The sequence below is a fragment of the Arthrobacter sp. TMP15 genome, from assembly GCF_039529835.1.
Classification (GTDB): Bacteria; Actinomycetota; Actinomycetes; order Actinomycetales; family Micrococcaceae; genus Specibacter.
Genome location: NZ_CP154262.1, coordinates 560,366 through 581,256, shown reverse-complemented (window position 1 = coordinate 581,256; position 20,891 = coordinate 560,366). Strand labels below are relative to the sequence as shown.

General features: G+C 58.0%; 18 protein-coding genes and 1 pseudogene. 12 read left to right on the top strand and 7 right to left on the bottom strand.

The annotated features are described in order from the left end of the window. Window position 1: 1 nt before the first annotated feature. A complete protein-coding gene (locus tag AAFM46_RS02570; RefSeq protein WP_283531726.1) occupies window positions 2-1,048 on the top strand; it encodes an amidohydrolase family protein in 1,047 nt (348 codons plus the stop codon). A 50-nt stretch (window positions 1,049-1,098) separates the two neighbouring features. Beyond that, complete coding sequence (locus tag AAFM46_RS02565) at window positions 1,099-2,106, top strand: NADP-dependent oxidoreductase (protein ID WP_343319372.1); 1,008 nt, start codon at window positions 1,099-1,101, stop codon at window positions 2,104-2,106. Window positions 2,107-2,127: 21 nt separating this feature from the next. Here the strand turns inward: AAFM46_RS02565 and AAFM46_RS02560 are convergent, their stop codons facing one another. Genes AAFM46_RS02560 through AAFM46_RS02535 form a run of 6 tightly spaced genes read right to left on the bottom strand, consistent with a single transcriptional unit; the run spans window position 2,128 to window position 8,227 of the window. Continuing rightward, window positions 2,128-2,664 carry a histidine phosphatase family protein gene (locus tag AAFM46_RS02560; protein WP_343319370.1) on the bottom strand — a complete coding sequence of 179 codons (537 nt, stop codon included), beginning with the start codon at window positions 2,662-2,664 and terminating at the stop codon, window positions 2,128-2,130. Beyond that, complete coding sequence (locus AAFM46_RS02555) at window positions 2,661-3,788, bottom strand: ABC transporter ATP-binding protein (protein ID WP_343319367.1); 1,128 nt, start codon at window positions 3,786-3,788, stop codon at window positions 2,661-2,663. The genes AAFM46_RS02560 and AAFM46_RS02555 overlap by 4 nt, the downstream gene beginning before the upstream one ends. Window positions 3,789-3,808: 20 nt before the next feature. Continuing rightward, window positions 3,809-5,539 carry an iron ABC transporter permease gene (locus AAFM46_RS02550; protein WP_343319365.1) on the bottom strand — a complete coding sequence of 577 codons (1,731 nt, stop codon included), beginning with the start codon at window positions 5,537-5,539 and terminating at the stop codon, window positions 3,809-3,811. Between the two features lie 60 nt (window positions 5,540-5,599). Then, on the bottom strand, window positions 5,600-6,610 hold the full coding sequence (locus AAFM46_RS02545) for an ABC transporter substrate-binding protein (RefSeq protein ID WP_343319364.1): 1,011 nt from the start codon (window positions 6,608-6,610) through the stop codon (window positions 5,600-5,602). 55 nt (window positions 6,611-6,665) lie between these two features. Then, window positions 6,666-7,502 carry a metallophosphoesterase gene (locus AAFM46_RS02540; RefSeq protein ID WP_343319361.1) on the bottom strand — a complete coding sequence of 279 codons (837 nt, stop codon included), beginning with the start codon at window positions 7,500-7,502 and terminating at the stop codon, window positions 6,666-6,668. Then, complete coding sequence (locus AAFM46_RS02535) at window positions 7,496-8,227, bottom strand: tyrosine-protein phosphatase (protein WP_343319359.1); 732 nt, start codon at window positions 8,225-8,227, stop codon at window positions 7,496-7,498. The genes AAFM46_RS02540 and AAFM46_RS02535 overlap by 7 nt, the downstream gene beginning before the upstream one ends. A 381-nt stretch (window positions 8,228-8,608) precedes the next feature. Between AAFM46_RS02535 and AAFM46_RS02530 the strand changes: the two genes are divergently transcribed. Together AAFM46_RS02530 and AAFM46_RS02525 are read left to right on the top strand one after the other, a co-directional pair. Further along, window positions 8,609-10,081, top strand: a complete 1,473-nt coding sequence (locus AAFM46_RS02530) for a cytosine permease (RefSeq protein ID WP_343319357.1) — start codon at window positions 8,609-8,611, stop codon at window positions 10,079-10,081. Beyond that, window positions 10,068-10,733 (top strand): cyclase family protein, encoded by a 666-nt coding sequence (locus AAFM46_RS02525; RefSeq protein ID WP_343319355.1) that lies wholly within the window; start codon window positions 10,068-10,070, stop codon window positions 10,731-10,733. The genes AAFM46_RS02530 and AAFM46_RS02525 overlap by 14 nt, the downstream gene beginning before the upstream one ends. A gap of 172 nt (window positions 10,734-10,905) precedes the next feature. Here the strand turns inward: AAFM46_RS02525 and AAFM46_RS02520 are convergent, their stop codons facing one another. Further along, window positions 10,906-11,709: an isocitrate lyase/phosphoenolpyruvate mutase family protein gene (locus AAFM46_RS02520; protein WP_343319353.1), complete on the bottom strand. Its 804-nt coding sequence runs from the start codon at window positions 11,707-11,709 to the stop codon at window positions 10,906-10,908. A gap of 370 nt (window positions 11,710-12,079) precedes the next feature. Here AAFM46_RS02520 and AAFM46_RS02515 point away from each other — a divergent pair, with 370 nt between their 5' ends. The 8 genes and pseudogenes from AAFM46_RS02515 to ptsP all read left to right on the top strand — a co-directional run bounded on the left by AAFM46_RS02515 (window position 12,080) and on the right by ptsP (window position 20,860). Further along, window positions 12,080-12,949, top strand: a complete 870-nt coding sequence (locus AAFM46_RS02515; protein ID WP_283531739.1) for an aldo/keto reductase — start codon at window positions 12,080-12,082, stop codon at window positions 12,947-12,949. Window positions 12,950-13,018: 69 nt separating this feature from the next. Next, window positions 13,019-13,720 carry a type 1 glutamine amidotransferase domain-containing protein gene (locus AAFM46_RS02510; protein ID WP_343319351.1) on the top strand — a complete coding sequence of 234 codons (702 nt, stop codon included), beginning with the start codon at window positions 13,019-13,021 and terminating at the stop codon, window positions 13,718-13,720. A gap of 399 nt (window positions 13,721-14,119) precedes the next feature. Further along, the gene (locus tag AAFM46_RS02505) at window positions 14,120-15,283 is read left to right on the top strand and encodes an ROK family protein (RefSeq protein WP_343319349.1); all 1,164 of its coding nucleotides are present in this window, start codon (window positions 14,120-14,122) and stop codon (window positions 15,281-15,283) included. A gap of 174 nt (window positions 15,284-15,457) precedes the next feature. Beyond that, complete coding sequence (locus AAFM46_RS02500) at window positions 15,458-15,979, top strand: PTS sugar transporter subunit IIA (protein WP_343319347.1); 522 nt, start codon at window positions 15,458-15,460, stop codon at window positions 15,977-15,979. Window positions 15,980-16,045: 66 nt separating this feature from the next. After that, complete coding sequence (locus AAFM46_RS02495) at window positions 16,046-16,318, top strand: PTS sugar transporter subunit IIB (RefSeq protein WP_283531744.1); 273 nt, start codon at window positions 16,046-16,048, stop codon at window positions 16,316-16,318. Between the two features lie 33 nt (window positions 16,319-16,351). Beyond that, window positions 16,352-17,890 carry a PTS ascorbate transporter subunit IIC gene (locus AAFM46_RS02490; RefSeq protein ID WP_283531745.1) on the top strand — a complete coding sequence of 513 codons (1,539 nt, stop codon included), beginning with the start codon at window positions 16,352-16,354 and terminating at the stop codon, window positions 17,888-17,890. Between the two features lie 135 nt (window positions 17,891-18,025). Continuing rightward, window positions 18,026-19,120: pseudogene (gene tal / locus AAFM46_RS02485) on the top strand (transaldolase); the annotation flags it as partial. Between the two features lie 33 nt (window positions 19,121-19,153). Then, the gene (gene ptsP / locus AAFM46_RS02480; RefSeq protein WP_343320330.1) at window positions 19,154-20,860 is read left to right on the top strand and encodes a phosphoenolpyruvate--protein phosphotransferase; all 1,707 of its coding nucleotides are present in this window, start codon (window positions 19,154-19,156) and stop codon (window positions 20,858-20,860) included. The last annotated feature ends 31 nt before the right edge of the window (window positions 20,861-20,891 follow it).

Here is a 20,891-nt window from a genome sequence, read left to right as displayed (position 1 = left end):
AATGGATAATCAGATGAAAAATGGGCGTCCCACTGTTCAGGGCCTCTCGATCGTTGACTTCCACCTACACTTCCGTATGCCCACCGATCCTCTCACTCAGGTGCTGGCCGGCGGCCAATTCGGCGAAGATTCCGCTGTTGGCAGGGATGCTTGCGACGCGTTCGATGCCGGTCAGGCAGCACGGACTAGAGCTGTTGCGCAAACATCAGCGAAGTGGCGTCGCAGCTGGGATTTTGCTGATCCCGAACCGCTCTCAACCGACGCCGGTTGGGAAGCGGAGGCGGACAGGTGGACGTCCGAGTTAGCTACGAATGGAATCGAATACGCGGCTTTTGTTACGGCAGGCGGGAATGAGCCCATGTCTGCCTTGGTAAACCGTGGCGCCGGCAAATTTTTGGGCATGGCCGCCATGGCCGATCCTTTTGTGCCGGGCGCTGCCAAGGCGTTTGAAGACGGCATCACACGAGGTGGCCTCCGTGGGTTGAAGCTCTTCGCTCCCTTGGCGTCGGCGCGTATGGATGATGCGGCGGCAAATCCCGTGTGGGAGGTGGCTGCGCGGAATCAGGTTCCCGTACTTATCCATTTCGGTCATTGCGGTTCGGCCGGCGGCATTGCCCATAACGCATTCAGTAATCCTGCCACCCTGGAACAAACTGCCAAACGTTTCCCAGAGGTTACATTTGTGATCCCGCATTTTGGTATTCAGCATGTTCAAGAGGTCCTGTTTTTGATGTGGGCCTGCCCTAATGTCATTGTTGACACTTCTGGATCGAACCAGTGGGTCAGATATATGGCGCAGCGGCTCACTTTAGATGACTTGTTTCGCCGTTTTTACGAAACTATGGGTCCGGATCGGATCGTCTTTGGATCTGATTCCTCGTGGTTCCCGCGGGGCTTTGCCCGCCGCTATCTAGTTGATCAGTTGCGGATCTGTTGGGAGATGGGCATGCCAGAGGCTGAGGTGCAACAGATCTTTGGCGGCAATGCTGCGCGCTTACTTAAAATTGCTGGCTGGCAGCCAGCAACATTGGACACACTCGATCCGTAGTCTGACGGTTTTTCTGACCGACTCACCGGTGAGAGGCATACGCTGTAGCCATGGATTCTTACGAAGTTCAGCTGGCCAGTTACCCGGACGACGCCGTCGAAGCCAAGGATTTTTTTGTCACTACAGCGGAGGTACCCCCGCTTGGCGAGGGACAGGTGTTGGTACGCCTGCGCAGGCTGGGTTTGAACGCGGGCATGGCCAACCGCATTGGCGGCCCCGATACGGCTTACGGTCCGGGCATCAGCATTGGTGATGTGCCGGCCAGTGATGGCGTGGTGGAGGTTCTTGAATCCCGTAGCGATGCTTTCAGTACGGGCGATCTCGCTGTGCGCAAGTCTCCCTGGCGCGGTGTTGACGTTGCCGATTCCAACGAACTGCGTCCCATCGCCGCTTTGGAAGAGGGCGTCGCGCTAGAGGCCCATCTGACAGTTCTGGGGCACGTTGGATTCACCGCATATACGGGAATGATGCGTTTTGGCAGTGTCGATGCGCAAGACACTGTCTATATTTCTGGTGCGGCGGGCGGGGTGGGTAGTTGTGCCGTGCAATTCGCCAAGGCCGTTGGCGCCACAGTGATTGGCAGTGCAGGCACCCCTGCGAAAGTACAGCTGCTCAAGGAGTTGGGCGCGGATACCGCTTTTAATTACCACGACGGCGGCGCTCTTGACCTGCTGCGAGCTGCAGCGCCGGACGGGATCGATTTGTTCTATGACAACGTTGGCGGGGAGCAACTCGAGGCCGCCCTGGAATCCCTGCGCTTTCGTGGGCGGATCGTAATTTGCGGGGCAGCCTCTCAATACGGCAAGGCCGGCGAGCGCCGTGGCCCGGCAAACTACATGGCCATGATCCACCAACAACTGACCATGCGCGGCTTCGATGTGACAAACAATGAAGACCTGCGCCACGATTTTGAAACCGATGCCACCCGCTGGCTAAAAGCAGGGAAAGTTCGCAGTGTTCACACCATTCTGGACGGTTTTGAGAAGATTCCGGAGGCGTTCGCCGCGCTCCTATCCGGCGGCAACACCGGACGCATGATTGTTAACTGCGAGCACTGAATATGCCCCTCAGAGCCTAGTTCAGCGCCCGGCTGGTACAAGTTCCTGCTGAAGAATAAGAACTTCACCGTTGGTGATCCGCGTGTGTGCGCGGCCGGTAAGTTCCCCCATGACCAGTCGCAGGAGACTGCTGTGGCTAACAATAACAAGCCGTTGTTGCGGGTAGTCTGTGCGAAGCCGCACCAAGGCTGATATGCCGCGTTCAATCACGTCTTGTTCAGCTTCCCCCTTCTGCATCAGGGCATGTTTAGCTTCCCCGTCAAGATATTTCACACTTCTGCCCTCCATGGCCCCATAGCAGCGTTCCACCAAGTCAGGGACCTCAACAACGTTCTCAAGATCCAGACGGGAGGCAATGATCTGTGCAGTCTCCCGAGCTCTCGCCAGGGGCGAGCAAACCACCACGTCCCACACTCCGGAACTCAAATGATCAGCCGCCCGCTCAGCCTGCTCCCTTCCCCGGTTGTTCAAGGGGATGTCGCTTGAACCCTGCAGGCGGCGTTGGAGGTTCCATTCAGTTTGCCCATGCCGGACCATTGCCCACGCCACGGTGCTCACGCCGCGGACTCCGTAGCTAGGCATGGGGCTGATTCATTGCTAAAAACATGCGCGTGAAAAACCACCGGCCGCACCAGATCCCCCACGGCGGGTATCCACCCACGAACCAGCACCCGCACGCTTGTTCCTGCCCAATCCAGGCTCGTTTCATATCCATGCTGGCCATAAAGGGCCGAGGTCACCCGTGCACCCGTTGTTTCTCCGGCCGGGACGGGTTCCAGCTCAATCCCCGTTGGTGGCACCGCGGCAACAACACGCCTCGCCCGTGCCCAGGCAGTGGTGAGTGTGCCCACCATCCTGGTTCCCTTTCCAGTCATGGTTTCTGTGCGCGCAGGCAAACGTAATTCCGGATGATCGGCGTGGAATCGCCCATTGACAAGTGTGCCGGGAAACACCGCTGAATCCGAGACGAAGGAGGCAACAAATGCATTGGCTGGTTCCTCTAATAACTGCGCAGCGCTACCTATCTGCTGGATCTTCCCGTCATTGAGCACCACAATACGATCCGCCAGCCCAAGTGCTTCGGAACGATCGTGGGTCACATGGATGGCTGTCAAACCAGCGTCACGTGTCAGCGAGCGCAGCTCAAGACGAAGCCTGGCACGCAAGGGCTCATCTAAAGCCGAGAGCGCCTCATCAAGAAGCAGTGCCTGCGGTTGGGCAACAATGGCCCGTGCTAAAGCCACGCGCTGCCGTTGTCCACCGGATAACGCCGATGGTTTGCGCTTAGCAAGCTCCGCTAACCCCACCTGTTCGAGCACCGCTGTGACTTTTTTATTGATCTCGGGACGGGGCACACCCGCGCGTTTCAGCGGGTAGCCCACATTGGAAGCAACGTTTAAGTGCGGCCAGACCGCGTGGTCCTGGAACACCATTCCCAGCCCACGGCGTTCCGGCGGGATCCAACTTTTTGGTCCCGCAACACTCTTCCCGCCAATCTCCAATGTTCCGGACGTGGGACGCAGAAATCCGGCAATAGTGCGCAGCAGGGTGGTTTTACCGGAACCTGAGGGGCCCAACAAAGCCAGGAATTCGCCGTCGGCTATGTGCAGGTCAATGGAATCCAGACCCACGTGACCATTGGAATAGTGGTGGCTCAGCTGCGCCATTTCAATGCTTGCCATGGTGGCCTTTCAGAGGTTGATTATTTGTTAGCCAGGCGGCTGGTTACGGCAGCTGTCATCGACAGGCCCACAATTCCCACAACCGCCACCAGCAGCGCCAGTGCTGCGGCACCGCCATAGTCTCCAGCTTGTTGAAGATTGAAGATGCTCACACCCAAGGTTTGAGAGCCCGGTGCCACCAACAAAATGGAGATGGTCAATTCACGCACGGCTGTCAGTAGTACCACCACACCACCGGTGATGGCCGCAGGGACAGCCAACCGGGCCGTGACATCACAGAGCGCCCTGAACGGAGAGGCACCGGCAACACGTGCGGCTTCCTCCAAACTTGATGACACCGAACTCATAGGCGCGCGCACAGCCTGAACCACTAGGGCAAGGAAGGCCATGATGTAGGCCCCTAGAATCACCCACCCCGTATTGAAGATGCCCAGCATTGGCGCAATAAGCAGCCAGCCCACAGCAACCACAAGACCAGGAAGTGCCTGCGGCAGGGTCGCCACAGCATCCAATGCCCCGTTGCTTCGATGCTGACTGCGGGTCAGCAACAGTGCCACGGCCAAACCAAGAACGGTGCAGCATGCAGCAGCCAGCCCGGAGAGCATCAGCGAATTGCCTATACCCTGGAGTGTGTTTGGTGAGCTGGCAGCCACCATCAAGTTCTCTAGTGTCAGGTTCTCCCAGGTCAGGGGCACACCCGGCGCTGGGAGCAAAGCCTGCGCGGCCAACGCCAGCAGCGGTACCAGGCAGATGCCAATGGTCCAGATCCAGAGCAGCGCTGCCAGGGGGATTCGTGCCCGGCCCAGCTCCAGGGCCATGCCCGAGGGCCCGCTTCCCAGTTCGGTACCTGTGGGAAGTTTGCGTTGCGCCATAACAGCAAGGATCGCCATAACCAGCAGGACCAATCCAATGGCGGAGACCGCCGGTAAGGGATTGCTCGTGGTACTTGAGGCCAGAAAACGGTACACAAGCGTGGTGAGCGTTGTATAACGCTCCGGTAGTCCAATGAGTGCTGGAATGCCGAAGTCCGAGAGGTTGGCGACCATCGTCAGAACAAAAGCTGCCAAAAGTCCCGGACCCAGCAATGGCAAGGTGACAGTCCGTAACACGCTCACTGTTCCTGCCCCGGAAATGCGTGAGGCTTCCTCAAGGTTCCCGGGAATTCGCTTGAGCGCAGCACTGATCACCAAATACGCCATGGGGTAGGAGTGCACCGTCAGTAAGAAGACCACACCCCATCCGCCAAAAATACTCACGGATTGCCCGCTCCCCCACCCTTGAAGGGTTTTGTTCACGGGACCGTTGGCACCCAGCAGTGACATCCACGCCATGGCCCCGATGAAAGGTGGGATCAAAAATGGTAAGAGGACAAGCCACCGCAGCATCATTCTCGATGGCAGGTTGCTGCGCTCTAGCAAAATGGCGAGCCCGGCGCCAATAATTGTGGCTAGTACCGCCGATCCCCCGGCGCTTCCCAAAGAGTTCAGCGCCGCTTCGGCAACGGCGGGATCGGCGAAGATGGCGATGGCCTCTGTGCCTGTGCCTTGCAAAACCAAGGCCGCTAGTGGCATCCCAATCAGGAGGGCTAGCGCCAGCCACACCACGGATCGTAAAACACCGAAGCCATCATGTAGCCGTGTCTGGGCGTTGGGCCAAACCCTACTTTTCAGGCGAAGCAATGCCGTCCCTGGGCGAAGGCGCCGGTACCTCTGGCCGGGAGCCGGCACAGCTTCGCGTGCGGGGGCTTCCATTGGAGCGCCCGGGTCACTGGCAGGTGGAGAAGTAGTGGTTTGGCTGACCATCAATTGCAACTATTTCAACAACGAGTTGAAGAAATCTACTGCCTCAGTTTGGCCGCCGGCAATTGATTTCAGGTCCGGATCCACTAGCTTGATGTCTTTCAGAGCCGGGGCGCCCTTGGGCACGCCTGCATCCTCGCGCACCGGCAGGTAGGACTGGCGCACGGCAATTTCCTGGCCTTCTTTGGAGATGAGGAAATCCACGAATGCCGTGGCTGTTTTTTGGTTGGCAGAGTCCGTGAAGACCCCTGCAGGCTGGGACACGTATGGTGCACCGTCGCTGGGGTAACTCACCGCGATGGGTGATCCTTTGGCTGCCAGTTCACGTGCAACATAGTCAACAACGATGCCAATTTCGGAGCTTCCCTCAGCCACTGCTTGACCAACGGGTCCGTTACTTTCCAACACGAGCGGGGCGTTTGCCACCAGGTCCTGCAGCCAGGTCTTGCCCATGACCGGTTCCTGGAACCACACAGAGGTGTTGAACGCGGCAGCACCGGAGACATCCGGGTTGGGCATGGCGATTTTCCCTTTGTATTTTTCGTTGGTCAGGGCCATCCAACTGGCCGGGGGTTCAGACTGCGCACCGGTGTTGTAGGCGATGATCGTCGGGATGATCCGGGTGCCAACCCAGTAACCTTCGGGGTCAATGAACTTCTTATCCAGTGCTGAGCTGTTTTGCACATCAAGTTTGGAGAGCACACCTTCTGAAGCGTACTTTTCAAACGTGGGCACATCTGCGGCCAGAATCACGTCGGCAGTGATCTTTCCGGCTTGACGTTCGGCGGCAATGCGCGTCTTGAGCTCACCGGTGGCGGCACGGAAAACCTCCACCTTGACGCCGTCGTTGGCTTTTTCAAAAGCTTGGACTATCTCATCGATCTTCTTCTGTGGCTCCGAGGTGTAGACAATGAGCTTCTTGTCTTGAGCGGCTTCGGGTGCACTTGAGGTGCCTGAGCAGGCGCTCAGCCCCAGTGCTGTGACGAGAAGCATGGGAGCGATGAGGTGGAGGCGATTTTTCATTTTTTCCTAAGTGTTTACTGCGTGGTTTGAGGGTTGGTACAGGTGCGTATTGGTTTTAGGCGATGGCTGGTTCGGGGGTTAAACCGCGGATCTCGCAGCTAAAGGAGGCAGCGGGTGCGTTGATGTGTACGGGTGTTACCGAGAGGTTTTCGGCGTCAAGGGTGATGACGCTCAACCAGCTGGTGTCCAGGCCCTGAATGTGGGTCTCCGGGGCGAACAGGTTCAGGTTGTAGGACACTGCCGGAGCCGCCCAGACAGGGATGGTACCCAATGCACCCACGGCAGAGGAGTGGTAATGACCGCAAAAGATACCCCGGATGTCACTGCCGGCAAGAACCGCTGCCAAATTTTCCGGGTCCGCCAGCCCTCGTCCGGCCTGTGCCAACAGCACGGAAGGAATCGGAGGGTGGTGGAGGGCCAGCACCGACCCGCGCGGGGCCGCCGTCGTTAGTAAATCAGCGAGCCATTGCAGTTGCTCCGACGTCAGCCAGCCGGCCCGCTCCCCAAATCCATGGCTGTCCAAACTGATGATTCGTAAGCCGGCCACCTCGTGAATAGTATCGCCAGGGAACGGTCCGCTAGCGAGCCGGGCGCGGTTGAATTCGTTGCCCACGGAGCCGGCCGGATCGTGGTTGCCTGGCATCGTGATGATGGGACATTGCAGGTCCTGTTGAGCTTGGGCAAACAATCTGGCGGCGCTGGGGTAGATGTTTTGGCCACGGTCAGCAATGTCGCCTGTGATTAGCACGGCGTCAGGGTTGAAATGTGCGGCTGCACTGAGAGCAGCAACGGTGCGGGACCAGGTATTGATGTGCCCGTGTAGCAAGCCGTTTTCGCCCAGCAGGTGGGTATCGCTGAGTTGCACCAGACGCAGCACATTGCTTTTCAGCATTGGGTATCCGGCGCAGCCGCGTCATGGGAGCCTGCCAAATGCGCGCACAAAAGGGTCAGCTCAGCCAAGGACAATCCATTGGCCAGGAGAAATCCGGCGGCGCTTCCGAAGTGAGAAGCCACCCAATCTAATGAAGTCTCCAAAGCCTCTGCGGGACTTTCCAAATGCAGCTGTAAGGCTGTTGCAATGTCCTCCGCGCTACCAAGTGCCAGGGAAAGCTCGTCCCTCTTCATTTCCTGGTAGCTTTCGGTCATACTTTTCGCGCTTAGTGCGTAGTCAGCCAGCACGGTGGTTCTCTCCGTCCCCACGGCTTCAAGAATGAGCGCCAACACCAGTCCGGTTCTGTCCTTGCCAGCAGCACAGTGGATCAGGACTCCGTGCGGAAGTGCGGCAGCAACAATGCCAACGGCTCTGGCAATTTCGGTTCCACGCGTGGTCAGCAGATCCGAATAGACCTGTTCAATGGGAGTGGAAACCGGCAAAGCACCGTTGTAAAGGGGAGCCGAGACGTGAATAGCGCCTATTAACACTCCATCAACAGGAGCTAAGGACTCAAACGGTTCGCGGAGGTCAACAACAGTGCGCAATTCAAGGCGCTCAAGCTGCGCAACCGCCGCTGCGTCAAAGCCTGTGGGCGCCGCGGAGCGATAGAACTTCGCCAACAACGGGGCCGGGACCCTGCGGAGGTTGGATAGCCGCGGCGATGCTGCGATCAAACGTGGCACTGTTTTCCCTCAATTCATGGCCGTGGTTCCGCAGTAAGGAGGAACGGCTTCGAATTGATTTGATCGTGCAAAGATTACCAGCTGGTGAACTACCGGCTACGTCGTGATGGCTTTGAATGAAATCTTAAAGTTTCAGTTTTCTAGCAGCTAGGAGGGAGCGTTCCGGTACTGCTTGCTCCGGGGTTTGACTTGCTGATTCTGGAGGCAGTGAACAGAAGCTTTCAAAACATGAAACCCAGTTCTTGCAAGGAATCCGGAACAATTGCCCTGGACCTCACTACATGCGTCAGCGCCACACCTTGACAATGTGTCAAACAACACACAAGATAGTACGACAAAAGTTTTCTTGGGGGCAACATTTGTTTACCTACTAATCCGCTAATGAATGTTGAGGCGACAGTGCCCATGAATATCGATGTGAGGGCTTCATCATCAAGCAGCCCCTCCCCCTGGAGCCGACTCTCCAAACGATTGAATGCTGACTCCGATGGATACGGTCCCATTAAGGGCACTCTCGGCACCCGGCGTATTGGTCTTATCTGGCTGGCAGCTAATCTGGTGGTCACTACTTTGCTGACGGGAACCTTGTTTGTGCCAGGCGTCTCGTGGCCTCTGGCCATCGGGCTGATCATTGCAGGATCTCTTGTGGGCGGCGTGGTACTGGTACTCATCGGCAATATAGGCACACGAACAGGCCTTCCCACCATGTCACTGACCAAAGGTGCTTTTGGTCTTCGTGGATCCTTCTTGGCAGTCGCCGCCAATGTGGTAATCCTGATGGGCTGGAGCTGGGTTCAAGCCATGCTGGCTGGAGTGACGGTCAACTTTCTGGTGGAGCAGGCTACTGGTTTCTCCAATCCTGTACTTTTCTCGGTCTTGTGCCAGTTATTCGTTGTGGGGTTGGCAATATTTGGCCACGCTGGGATCGCCAAGGTTGAGCCGTGGCTTGCCCTAGTCATCCTCGCCATCATGGCGTATATCTTTTTCGTTGCCTTCACCTCATACCCGCCTGCCGATTTTGCCGCCCTCAAGGTTGACGCCACTTTGGGCTGGTCGGGAATTACCGTGCTGGACGTGGTTATCGCCACCGCCATCTCGTGGACGGTACTCTCAGCTGAATTCAACCGGCTGGCCAAGACGCAAGCTGCGGGGGTTGTGGGTTCCGGTATTGGTTACGTTCTCTCAACGGTCTTGTCGATGAGTTTGGGCGCCACGGCAATCGCCTACGTGGTACTGGCAGGCGGGGAGCCTGTTGGATTCGATCCGAGCGTTATTGTTGGCGCCTTCGGCGCTCCGCTGGCAATCGTCATTTTCCTGTCCGTGATGGCCACCAACACAATGGTGGTCTACGGCATGGTTTCCTCAGTGGTGAATATGGCCCCCACCCGCAGGATTCGTTTCCTTCCAACCGCGCTGGTTTTGGGCGCCATTTCGGTCTTGGGCGCCACATGGCTGGCGCTCTTGGAGCAATTCACCTCATTTCTGACCGTTGTTGGCGCCTTGTTCCTCCCCGTCTTTGCCATCATGATTGTGGATTACTACATTGTGCATAAAGGCCACTATGGGCCAGATATTTTACGCGGCCGCGGCGGACAGTTTTGGTATCAAGGCGGGGTGAACATAGCCGCTATTGTTGTGTGGCTGGTTGGCGCCAGCACCTCAGTGATCCTGACCTACGTGACTCCCAGTCCTATCGGCGCCACCATTCCCACCTTTGTCATCTCGTTTGTCTTGTACCTGGGGTGGGCCTTGCTCTTCCGCCGTATCAGGGCGGACAGGCCAATCTCCCACCACCTGACGCAGACAGAGAATGCAATCGCTAACCCAGAGAGTCAAGAAAATGCACATCGTTGATCTGAGCCAGCCCGTTTCCTCCGGAATGCAGGTTTTTCCCGGCGATCCCATGGTTTCATCGCGAGCAGTCGCCACCAACGCCGCGGATGGATTCCAGGTCGCTGAGCTCCATCTCGGAACACACTCAGGCACCCATGTGGACGCCCCACTTCACACCATCGACGGCGGTATGGCCGTTGACGAGCTGAACCTGACTGCGCTGTGCGGGCCCGCACGCATCATTCGCGTTCTGGGAGCAGAACCACGCAGCATGATTAAATTCAGCACTGTAGCCGCGCAGCTTGAGAACCTGACCGCCGGGACCATTGTGCTGTTCCACACTGGCTGGTCCGTGCACTTCAACACACCTGCCTACCTTGAGCATCCGCATCTAGACCCGGACATCGCCAAGCATTTGCTGGCACAAGGCGTTTCAGTCATCGGTGTGGACACCTTGAACCCTGACCCCACACCGGAGGCCCAGACGGATGGGCCATTGCACTTGCCTGTGCATCAGCACATTCTCGGAGCAGGTGGGGCCATCATTGAGAATTTGAGCAATCTGGCCGCCGTGACCTGGAACAACCCAATATTTGCGGCACTCCCGCTGCGTCTGATCGGCTTGGACGGTTCCCCCGTCCGGGCCGTGGCTATGCGCGCCTTGCCCGCATAGCACCAGCACCCGCATAGCACCAGCACACTCATAGCACCCGCACGCTGCACTGGCCTCGGCAGCAAAGCTCCCGCCCACAACACTAGATCCGTGGATGGGACAAACTGCAGCCGTGGCGCCTCCAGTCCCCACGCACAGATCAATGAGCCAACGTACAGCTCTAAAAATATCGTCAGTCAGGGGTGGGCATCATGCGGGGAGGCCGCGCGTTGAAGGCCACGAGTTGCCTCTGCACCTCCGCGTAGGCAGTGGCCTCCGGTAGTTTTAGACCAGCACGCAAGGCCGTGACAGTTTCCAGAGCTGCGTCCACTGCTGCACGATAGGGCAATGAGCCAGAGCTTACTCGCCGTACTCCCAACTCTCCCAGCTCAGCAACTGTGAGGAAGGGATGGGCCAACACATTCACAGGCAGCTCAGTGCCACCAGCGATGGCTCTAATCCCTTCAGGGTCTGCAAGACCGGGGACAAATATTCCGTCAGCACCCGCGTCTTCGTAGGCGTGGATGCGCAGCAGGACGGCAGCTACGGTTGCTTGTTCGGCAAACCAGAGATTGTCCACCCGTGCGTTAACAAAAACGCTTGGGGCTCGCCGTTTGACCTCAAGGACTTTGCTGGCAAAAATCGCTGGATCCACTAAGTGTCCAGAGGTGCTGTCTTCGATGTTCACACCCACCACTCCATGGGCTGCCAATTCAGCCACAAAATCCGCCACCTCACTGGGGTTTTCTGAGTAGCCATCTTCAATATCGGCGGTGAGGTGCACAGGTAGCCGACCCAGAATCGTTGTGAGGGCGGCGGTTGCCTGTTTGCTGGACCGTCCCCCGTCGGGGCTGCCCGTGCTGACTGAGATACCGAAGCTTGTAGTACCAATGGCAGGGAAGCCTGCTGCGGCAAAGGCTAAGGCTGAGCCAACATCCCAGGCATTCGGGAGCACGAGGGGAGCTTCAGCGTGATGGAGATCCTGAAACGAAGCCATTGTCATTCCCATTCTGAACAACCGCAAAGGCAGATATTTCTTCAGAGTACTCCTGAGAGCTCAAGGCGCAAGGGCTCGCGTTGATTTTCTCAAGTGGTCACACAATCTATTGGCGCAGCGAGGAACTGCTGCTGTGCTGGTGGGAGAAACGTGAGTTACTGACAGTCTGCGCGCAGCGACACGACAACTCAGTAAGCTGCGGAGCGCTTTTGGTCTGAAAAGAAGGGCCTACGCAGAATCCAGGCGAGAGTTGCAGCACTGAATGTGACTAAACACTCTCCTCTGGGCCTAGATACGGATGAGAGTTGTTTCCTACGCCGCTCCAGAGGCATGAGGGAATACACGGTAAGCATAGGCGGTTATCGCCCCTATGAACCATGACAACGCACAGAATCTTCAAGTATCAGCCACCATCGATCTGTTGGATCTTGGACGGGTCCATCGTCTGGGGTTCGGTGCAATGCGCATCGTCGGGGACGGGGTTTGGGGTGAGCCTGCGGATCGGGACGCCGCGATCGCCGTCGTACGCCGTGCCGTGGAACTCGGGGTCGACTTCATTGACACCGCTGATTCCTATGGGCCCAACGTGAGCGAGGAAATCCTGGCCGAGGCGTTGCACCCCTACAAGGATGGCCTGAGGATCGCCACCAAGGTGGGCTTTACCCGCACTGGACCCGACATGTGGGTGCCGGTGGGCCGCGCCGAGTACCTGCGTCAGCAGACCGAGCTGAGCCTGCGCAAGCTCAAGGTGGATTCCTTGGATCTGTTGCAACTGCACCGGATAGATCCCAAGGTGGATATGGAAGAGCAATTTTCGGTTCTGCGTGATCTGCAGAAAGAGGGCAAGGTTAAGGCGCTGGGCCTGTCGCAGGTCAGCGTGGCCGAGCTCGAGGAAGCCGGGAAATACTTCACCGTTGCCACTGTGCAGAACCGCTACAACCTCACGGACCGCAGTTCCGAGGACGTGTTGAACTATGCCGAGAAGAACGGTATTGGCTTTATCCCGTGGGCGCCAATTTCCGCTGGTGAACTATCACAGCCGGGTGGACCCTTGGATGAGGCTGCCAAAAGGCTCGGTGCCACAACCTCGCAGGTGGCTTTGGCGTGGCTGCTGCGCCGTTCGCCGGTCATGATGCCAATTCCCGGCACCAGCTCAGTGAAGCACCTCGAAGAAAACTTGGGCGCGGCCGCCGTCGTCCTCGATGACGACACCTACGCGGAACTCGAAGCAGCGCGCTGACCGCTTCCTACTGAATCAGCAACACACCATTCGCTGGCCCAGAAGGGCTGGCAGAGCAGGAGAAAGAACATGGCTAAAATACTGATGGTTGTTTCCGCAGCCGATTCCCTCACCATGAGGGATGGCTTCGAACACCCCACCGGATACTGGGCAGAGGAGCTTGTGGTTTCCCACAAGACCCTGCTCGACGCCGGCCATACGGTTCACATCGCAACTCCCGGAGGCGTGAAGCCCACCGTGGATCAGGTGAGCCTGATGGACGATTCGGCAGGGGGGAAAGAAAGGGCGGATAGTTTCCGCGATTACATCGCCTCGATAGACGCTGAGCTGAGCGCCCCACTGGTGCTGGCTGAGGTGAGCGCCAAGAACTATGACGGCGTGGTCATGCCCGGTGGACACGGCCCCATGACCGATCTTTGCAAGGACGCGGATATGGGCAGGCTGCTGATTGACGCCAATACGGCCGGGAAGATCATTGCCCCGTTCTGCCATGGCCCAGCGGCTCTGCTCAGCGCCGTGGATGATGAGGGTAAGTTCGCGTTCGCGGGGCGCCGCCTGACGGTCTTCACCAACGAGGAAGAACTCAATGGCGGGACCGGACCCAACACTCCTTGGTTCGTTGAGGATGCCCTGCAGGAAAAGGGCGCCATCATCGAAAACTCTGATCCCTGGAGCTCGCATGTGGTCCGCGACGGCAACCTCATCAGCGGACAAAACCCGCAGTCCAGCGAAGACGTCGCCAAGGAAGTTATCAAAGCACTGCAGAAATAACAGTCGCCTGAGACGGGGCTGGGGTTCATCTCAGGTGGGGCTCCGTCCGCGGGGTAGCGCCGGGAGCACCTGCGTTACTGCTGACAGATCTTGTGGTCACGGCCTACGAACTGCCAAACACGCAGGCGGTCCATATAGGCTCAAATTATCAAGGACCCCGGCACAGCCACTGGAGTAAAAAGGGTCTCGTGGCAGGCTACGAGAACTATTGCCGGGTCCCGGGGACAAGAGTTCTTGACTTAGCGGTTGAATAATTCGCACCCGACGCATCAACCTGCTGACTGGAATCGCTACCGAGCTGCCCGGCTCAGTGCCGCTCTGCTACCTTTAGTGTAAAAGTAGTCTTAAGTCGTTTCCCGGAGGCAAATCCGGTCGGCCTTCAGAAGGGAGCAGAAATTCATGGCACATGTCTTCTCCACGGGTTCCGGAGTTGCCCTGAACCTGATTCGTTCCGGTCAAGCAACCTCACGGCGCAACCTCATTGATCAGCTTGGCTGGTCGAGGATAACCTTGGCCAGGCGCCTGGATGAACTCCTTGAAGCAAAGATCATTATCAGTGTGGGCCAGTCAGACTCCCAGGGTGGCCGTCCACCGGAAGAATTTGCCGTCAACCCTTCTGCAGGTCTCCTCCTGGCCGTGGACATTGGCGGCTCCCACACCCGGCTAGCTATCACTGACCTAGTTTCCACCGTCCTCATTGAAGATGAGGCTGACATTGGTCCCAGCGAAGGTCCCACCGAGATATTTGATTGGGCCGGCCAAGTATTCGACCACATGTTGGAGCGGCTTGGAAAAACCCATCAGGATGTAGTTGGCATTGGAGTTGGGGTTCCTGGCCCCGTCGATTTTGGCAGCGGCCGGCTGGGCAGCCCCCAGCTTGATCCACAATGGGAAAACGTACTGGTCAAGGAATTCTTTGCACAACGCTATGGTCACGCTGTTTTTGCTGTTGACCGGGACGTCAATGTACTTGCCTTGGCCGAAGCGCGGCGCGGCTGGCGAGAATACACCGATGTCATTGTCCTCAAAGCCGGCATCGGCCTTGGATCTGCGTTCGTGCTGAACGGCGCTATCTACCAGGGATCCCGCGGCGGAGCCGGCGATCTAAGTTACACCCACGCTGGAAGCGGCCGCCTCCAGCGGCTGGAACATGTGGCTAGCGGCGGCGTCATCCGCAAAGAACTCCTGCGACAAGGCCACAAGGTGCGAACAAGCAAAGATATTGTCAACCTTGCACGGGTCGGCAACGCAGAAGTGTTGCGCCTTCTCGCGGAAAACGGCACCATCATCGGGGAAGCTCTCGCCAACATAGTCGGTGTACTCAACCCCCAGGCAGTGGTTGTTGGTGGCAACTTGGCCGAAGCAGGCGAAGCCTTCGTAGCAAGCATCCGGCAAGCCATTTTTTCCGGAGCCAGAGACTACTCCCTGAAATCTCTGGTGGTTGAGCCTTCTCGACTTGGCTCAATTGCAGGCGTTACCGGAGCGTCCCTCATTGCACAAGACGCCCTCTTTGAATCCGACAGGATCAGCAAACTAACCCGCACCAACACCAAGTCTCTCTAGCCTCACTCACAGCGCGCTCCCCCGTGACGCGGCGGGGGTTACACCAGAGCGCGCCCGCCGATGCAGACACCAGCAGTGTAGGCGCCCTAGACCTCAGACCTCAGACCTCCACAACGATTCACACAAATAGTTACTTTGGTCTATTTGTAGACAAAAGGATTTAATGCCTGTAGCGTGATTCACGGCACAAGCCCTCCGGGGTTGATGCTCTCAATTTTCACTGACGAAAGAATCACCATGGCAATAGATTTGGCGCAGGCCCTCTGTTCAATCACCACCAAAGCCACCGCCAAGGATTGGCGCGATGCGATCCGCCTCTCTGGCGCAGGGCTCGTTGCCGGTGGGGCCGCAACAAAGGAATACACCAACCAGATGATTGCCGCTGTTGAGGAACACGGCCCGTACATCGTCATTGCCCCTGGCATTGCTTTGGCCCATGGCCGTCCCTCCGATGCTGTCCTGACAGGTGGCCTTAGCTGGGTCAGCCTTAAGGAGCCTGTGGAGTTCGGCCACCCCAAGAATGATCCCGTCTCCCTTGTTATTGGTTTGGCCGCTGTTGACCACACCACTCACATGGAAGTTCTGAAGGCTTTGGCGGGGATCCTCTCTCAGAAGGGCAAGCTGGAACAGCTCGTGGCTGCAAGCACGGAAGATGAGTTGCGCTCACTTTTGACTGACGCAGCTTCCGCTGCCTGAATCCTCACCGTTTTCTCGCTAAACTTCCCCACCCGATTTTAAGCAAATTCAACGAAAGGCACCACCATGAAAATAGTTGCAGTGTGCGGCATGGGCATTGGCACCTCAGTGCTGCTCAAAATGAACGCAGAAAAAGTACTCGACAAGCTGGGAATCGACGCAGATGTTGAAGCCGCAGATATTGGAGTTGCCAAGGGCGCGGCCCAGACGGCTGAGATCGTGCTGACTTCTGATGAGCTCGCTGGCGAGCTCGGGGATGTGCCAGCCAAGGTCATCATCATTGATAACTTCTTTGATCTCGAAGAGATCACTACCAAACTCACCGAAGCCCTCCAGTAACCTGGCCCACCCGCATCGAAAGGACCATCCATTATGGAGTGGCTCGTTGTAGTACTCAATTTCATTGGGCAGCAAATCCTCAATGTCCCCGCGTATCTCATCGGTATCATCACTGCTTTGGGCCTGATGGCCCTTCGCAAAAACGCCGGACAGGTCATTGGCGGTGGGCTAAAGGCAGCCATCGGCTTCCTGATCCTCGGTGCGGGTGCAAATGTTGTGGTTGGCTCACTGGACCCCTTGGGCCAGCTCATCCTCAAGGTCACCGGTGCACAGGGCGTCATCCCCACCAACGAAGTCATCACGGCCATGGCCCAGGATGACTTTGGCGCACAGAGCGCGTACGTACTGACACTTGGTTTTGTTGTCATGCTGATGCTCGCCCGCTTCACGCCACTAAAGTACGTGTTCCTGACCGGCCACCACATGGTCTTCATGGCCACCATGCTCACAGTTGTCCTTTCAGTAGGCCTCGGCGCTGACCTTGGCTGGCTTGTTGTGTTGATCGGAGCTATTTTGCTCGGTGTCATCATGGTGGTCATGCCAGCATTCATCCACCCATGGACCAAGAAAATCACCGGCAATGATTCAATCGCCATCGGTCACTTCGGCTCGCTGGGATACTTGGCTGCTGGTGCGGCCGGTCAAGCTACAGGCAAGCGAAGCAAGTCAACAGAAGATATCAAGTTCCCGCAGAGCCTGAAGTTCCTGCGAGACTCCATGGTTTCCACCTCTCTGTCCATGGTTCTGATCTACATGGTCTTTACCGTGTGGGGCTTGATCGCCCTGCCCATGGATGAAGCGTTGCCGATCTTCGGTGCTGCTGATGGCGGCGCGTTCATCATGGCGGGCCTGTCTCAGGCCCTGCAGTTTGGTGTTGGCGTGGCAATCATTCTCTACGGTGTGCGCACCGTCTTGGGCGAACTGGTCCCCGCTTTCCAGGGCATCGCTGAAAAAGTTGTTCCCGGCGCAAAGCCTGCACTGGATATCCCCATTGTGTTCCCGTTTGGCTCCAACGCAGTGCTCATTGGTTTCCTGAGCTCCTTTGCCGGCGGCCTCCTGGCCCTGGGCCTGTTGGCTATCTGGCTGCACCCGGCCTTCGGACTGGCATTGATTCTGCCCGGCATGGTGCCGCACTTCTTCACCGGCGGCGGTGCCGGTGTCTACGGCAATGCCACAGGTGGCCGTCGTGGCGCCATCTTCGGCGGGTTCATCAACGGAGTCATCATCACCATCCTGCCAGCGATCTTGCTGCTGGTACTGGGTGACTTTGGCTTTGCCAACAGCACCTTTGGCGATGCAGACTTCGGCTGGTTCGGCACACTGATCGGTGTCAGCTTGCGCGGCGGTACGGCCCTGGGAGCAGTTTTGACTGTTCTGATCGCCGTTGTGCTTGTCATAGCGGCCATCATTTTCCAGGTCAAGGTCGTCAACCGCGGCTGGGTACCCGGCGCAAAACGCGATGCGTGGATTGCTGAAGAAAAAGCTGCAGAGGCTGCCATTGCCGCTCAGGCTAAGGCGGAGCTCGCTGCCCAGAAGGAAGATGCAAAGGCCGCTGCCAACGCAAGTTCCTAACAATCATCTAAGCGCCAGATCCCTGACTCCTCAAAGAATGTGGGCTCTGGCACCACTTATCACCACCCCCGTGAGCCTGCCCGGAGCGCAACGCTCCGTGCAGGCTCACCCTTTTGAAACGTCCAGGAGCATTGTATGACTTCCACACCAACCGGCCAGTTATCAGAGGCAGGAGTATCCATTTGGCTCGATGACCTCTCCCGGTCACGGCTCTCCAGCGGCAGCCTGCTAACGCTCATAGCTGAGAAAAATGTGGTTGGCGTGACCACTAATCCCAGCATTTTCCATGCCGCCATTACCTCCAGCAGCGATTACAAAAGCGCCATTGCCGATCTTGCCGCGCAGGGAGCCAGCGCTGAACAAGCCGTTTTTGATATTACGACGGCGGATGTCACCGAGGCGTGCACCCTCCTGTCCCCCATCGCGGTAGCAAGCAACGGCGTCGACGGTCGTGTATCCATCGAAGTGGATCCCCGCCTGGCGTGGGATACCGAAAGCACCATTGCAGAAGCACGGACCCTGCATGCCACGGTGAACAAGAGCAACGTCCTGATCAAAATTCCGGCCACTAATGAAGGTCTCCCCGCAATCACCACCGTTCTCGGTGATGGGATCAGCGTCAACGTCACCCTCATTTTTTCCCTGTCCCGGTATGCCGCCGTTCTTGATGCTTTCCAGAGTGGTTTGGAGTTAGCGGCAACGAACGGTCATGACCTTTCCACCATCCATTCCGTTGCCTCTTTTTTCATATCGCGAGTAGATGCTGAGATTGATGGCCGCCTGGATGCCCTCGGTACCCCAGATGCCTTGGATCTGAAAGGAGCCGCCGGTGTTGCCAACGCCGTGCTGGCTCACCAGATTTTTGCCAACAACCTCTCAACACCGCGGTGGAAGGCGCTGGCAGCGCTCAACGCCGTGCCGCAACGCCTGTTGTGGGCCTCCACTGGCTCCAAGAACGCCGACTACTCCGATACCAAGTACGTCAGTGAATTAGTCACCGCCGGAGTGGTCAACACCATGCCGGAGGCAACATTGCTGGCCGCCTTTGACCATGGCGTTTTCACCACAGACACCATCACAAGCAACTATGAATCCGCCGCTGACACCTTGGCAGCGCTGGACAAAGCCGGTGTCTCCTACGAAGACGTCACGGCACTCCTAGAGGCTGAAGGCCTGAAAAAATTTGTGGCCAGCTGGAAGGATTTACTCGCGGATGTTGACTCTGCTCTGCGGCGAGCGCGCAACACCCACACCGCAGCCACCGTGTTCCACGGAGTGGGGGTCAATGCTGGACGAGTGCTTGGACAGGTGTTACAAATGCCGGCAACTGTCGCCGAACCAGCAGTAACCTCCCCCAAGGACGCTGGGGCATCGTTGGAGGCAAACAAGGCCGCCATCAAGTCCGCTGCCAAGACGGTCCAAACGCAGCTGCGCAACCGTGCCGAAACTGCCTCTGCAGAGAGCAAGGACATCCTGCACGCGACCGCCCAGATGGCTGGCGATCCCATGCTGATCAAGGCGGCCGGCAAACTAGTCTCACCGGATGCACCCGGGGGTCCGCGATCCCCGGCACGGGCCATTTGGGAAGCCGGTCAGACGGTGGCAGATACACTCACGGCCTTGGGCGGCTATATGGCGGATCGCGCAACCGATGTTCTGGACGTGCGCTCACGCATTGTTGCCGAGCTGCAGGGCCTTCCGGCACCGGGTATTCCAGTCTCGCCAGCCCCGTATATTCTCGCAGCCACTGACTTGGCACCGGCAGACACCGCCACATTGGACCCCACAAAGGTCCTGGCTTTGATCACTGCAGAGGGTGGCCCCCAATCACACACAGCTATTCTGGCGCGCATGCTGGGTTTGCCGGCCATTGTTGCGGCCCCCGGCGTGGACGGCATTGTCGATGGCACGCAGGTCTACGTTGACGGGGCAGCCGGGAGCGTCACCACCAACCCTGATGAAAGCATGCGCACAGCGGCCGCCACGTGGGCTACGCAGGCAGCACAGATGCCCGCCTTTACCGGCCCAAACACGCTGGCCGACTCACTGCATATCCCGCTGCTGGCCAATGTTGGCACCGGCGACGATGCCCGCAAGGCAGCGGCAGCGGGAGCAGAAGGTGTTGGTTTGCTGCGCACCGAGTTCTGCTTCTTGGACCGCGAGAAAGAACCCACAATTCAGGAACAGGTGGCAGCCTATGGCGCTGTGCTTGCAGCATTTCCGGGGAAAAAAGTTGTGATTCGTACACTGGATGCCGGTGCCGATAAGCCATTGCCTTTCCTGACCCCGGCCGATGAGCCCAACCCTGCCTTGGGTGCGCGCGGGTACCGTACCGTTGCCACCTCCGCCGGTGTACTGGAACGTCAACTCACCGCCATTGCCACGGCCACGGCCGCTCATGAAGCGGAGGTGTGGGTCATGGCCCCGATGATTTCCACCGCCGAGGAAGCTGCCCAATTCACAACACTGGCCAAATCTGCCGGACTGCAAACGGCAGGCGTCATGGTGGAGGTGCCCTCGGCAGCCTTGACGGCTTCCGCCATTCTTAGTTCAGCCGATTTCGCCTCGTTGGGTACCAATGATCTAACTCAGTACGCGATGGCGGCCGATCGGCAATTGGGCCCGCTGGCAACGCTAAATGACCCGTGGCAGCCTGCCGTGCTCAAGCTCATCAAGCTGACGGTCGAGGGCGCTTGCCAAGCGCAAGTCTCCACAGGTGCACCCAAGCCAGTGGGAGTCTGCGGTGAGGCGGCCGCGGACCCGGCTCTCGCCGTCGTACTTGTGGGATTGGGCGTCTCAACCTTGTCCATGAGTGCCCGTTCCCTGGCGCCTGTGGCCGCTGTTCTTGCAACGCTCACAATGGCGGAAGCTCAGCGGCTAGCTGCCGTGGCGTTGCAAGCCGTCAGTGCCACATCCGCCCGGGAATCGGTGCGTGAGCAGCTTCCGATCCTTGCCCAACTTGGCCTCTAAGCCTTTCTGACCCATCGACCAAAGGAATACA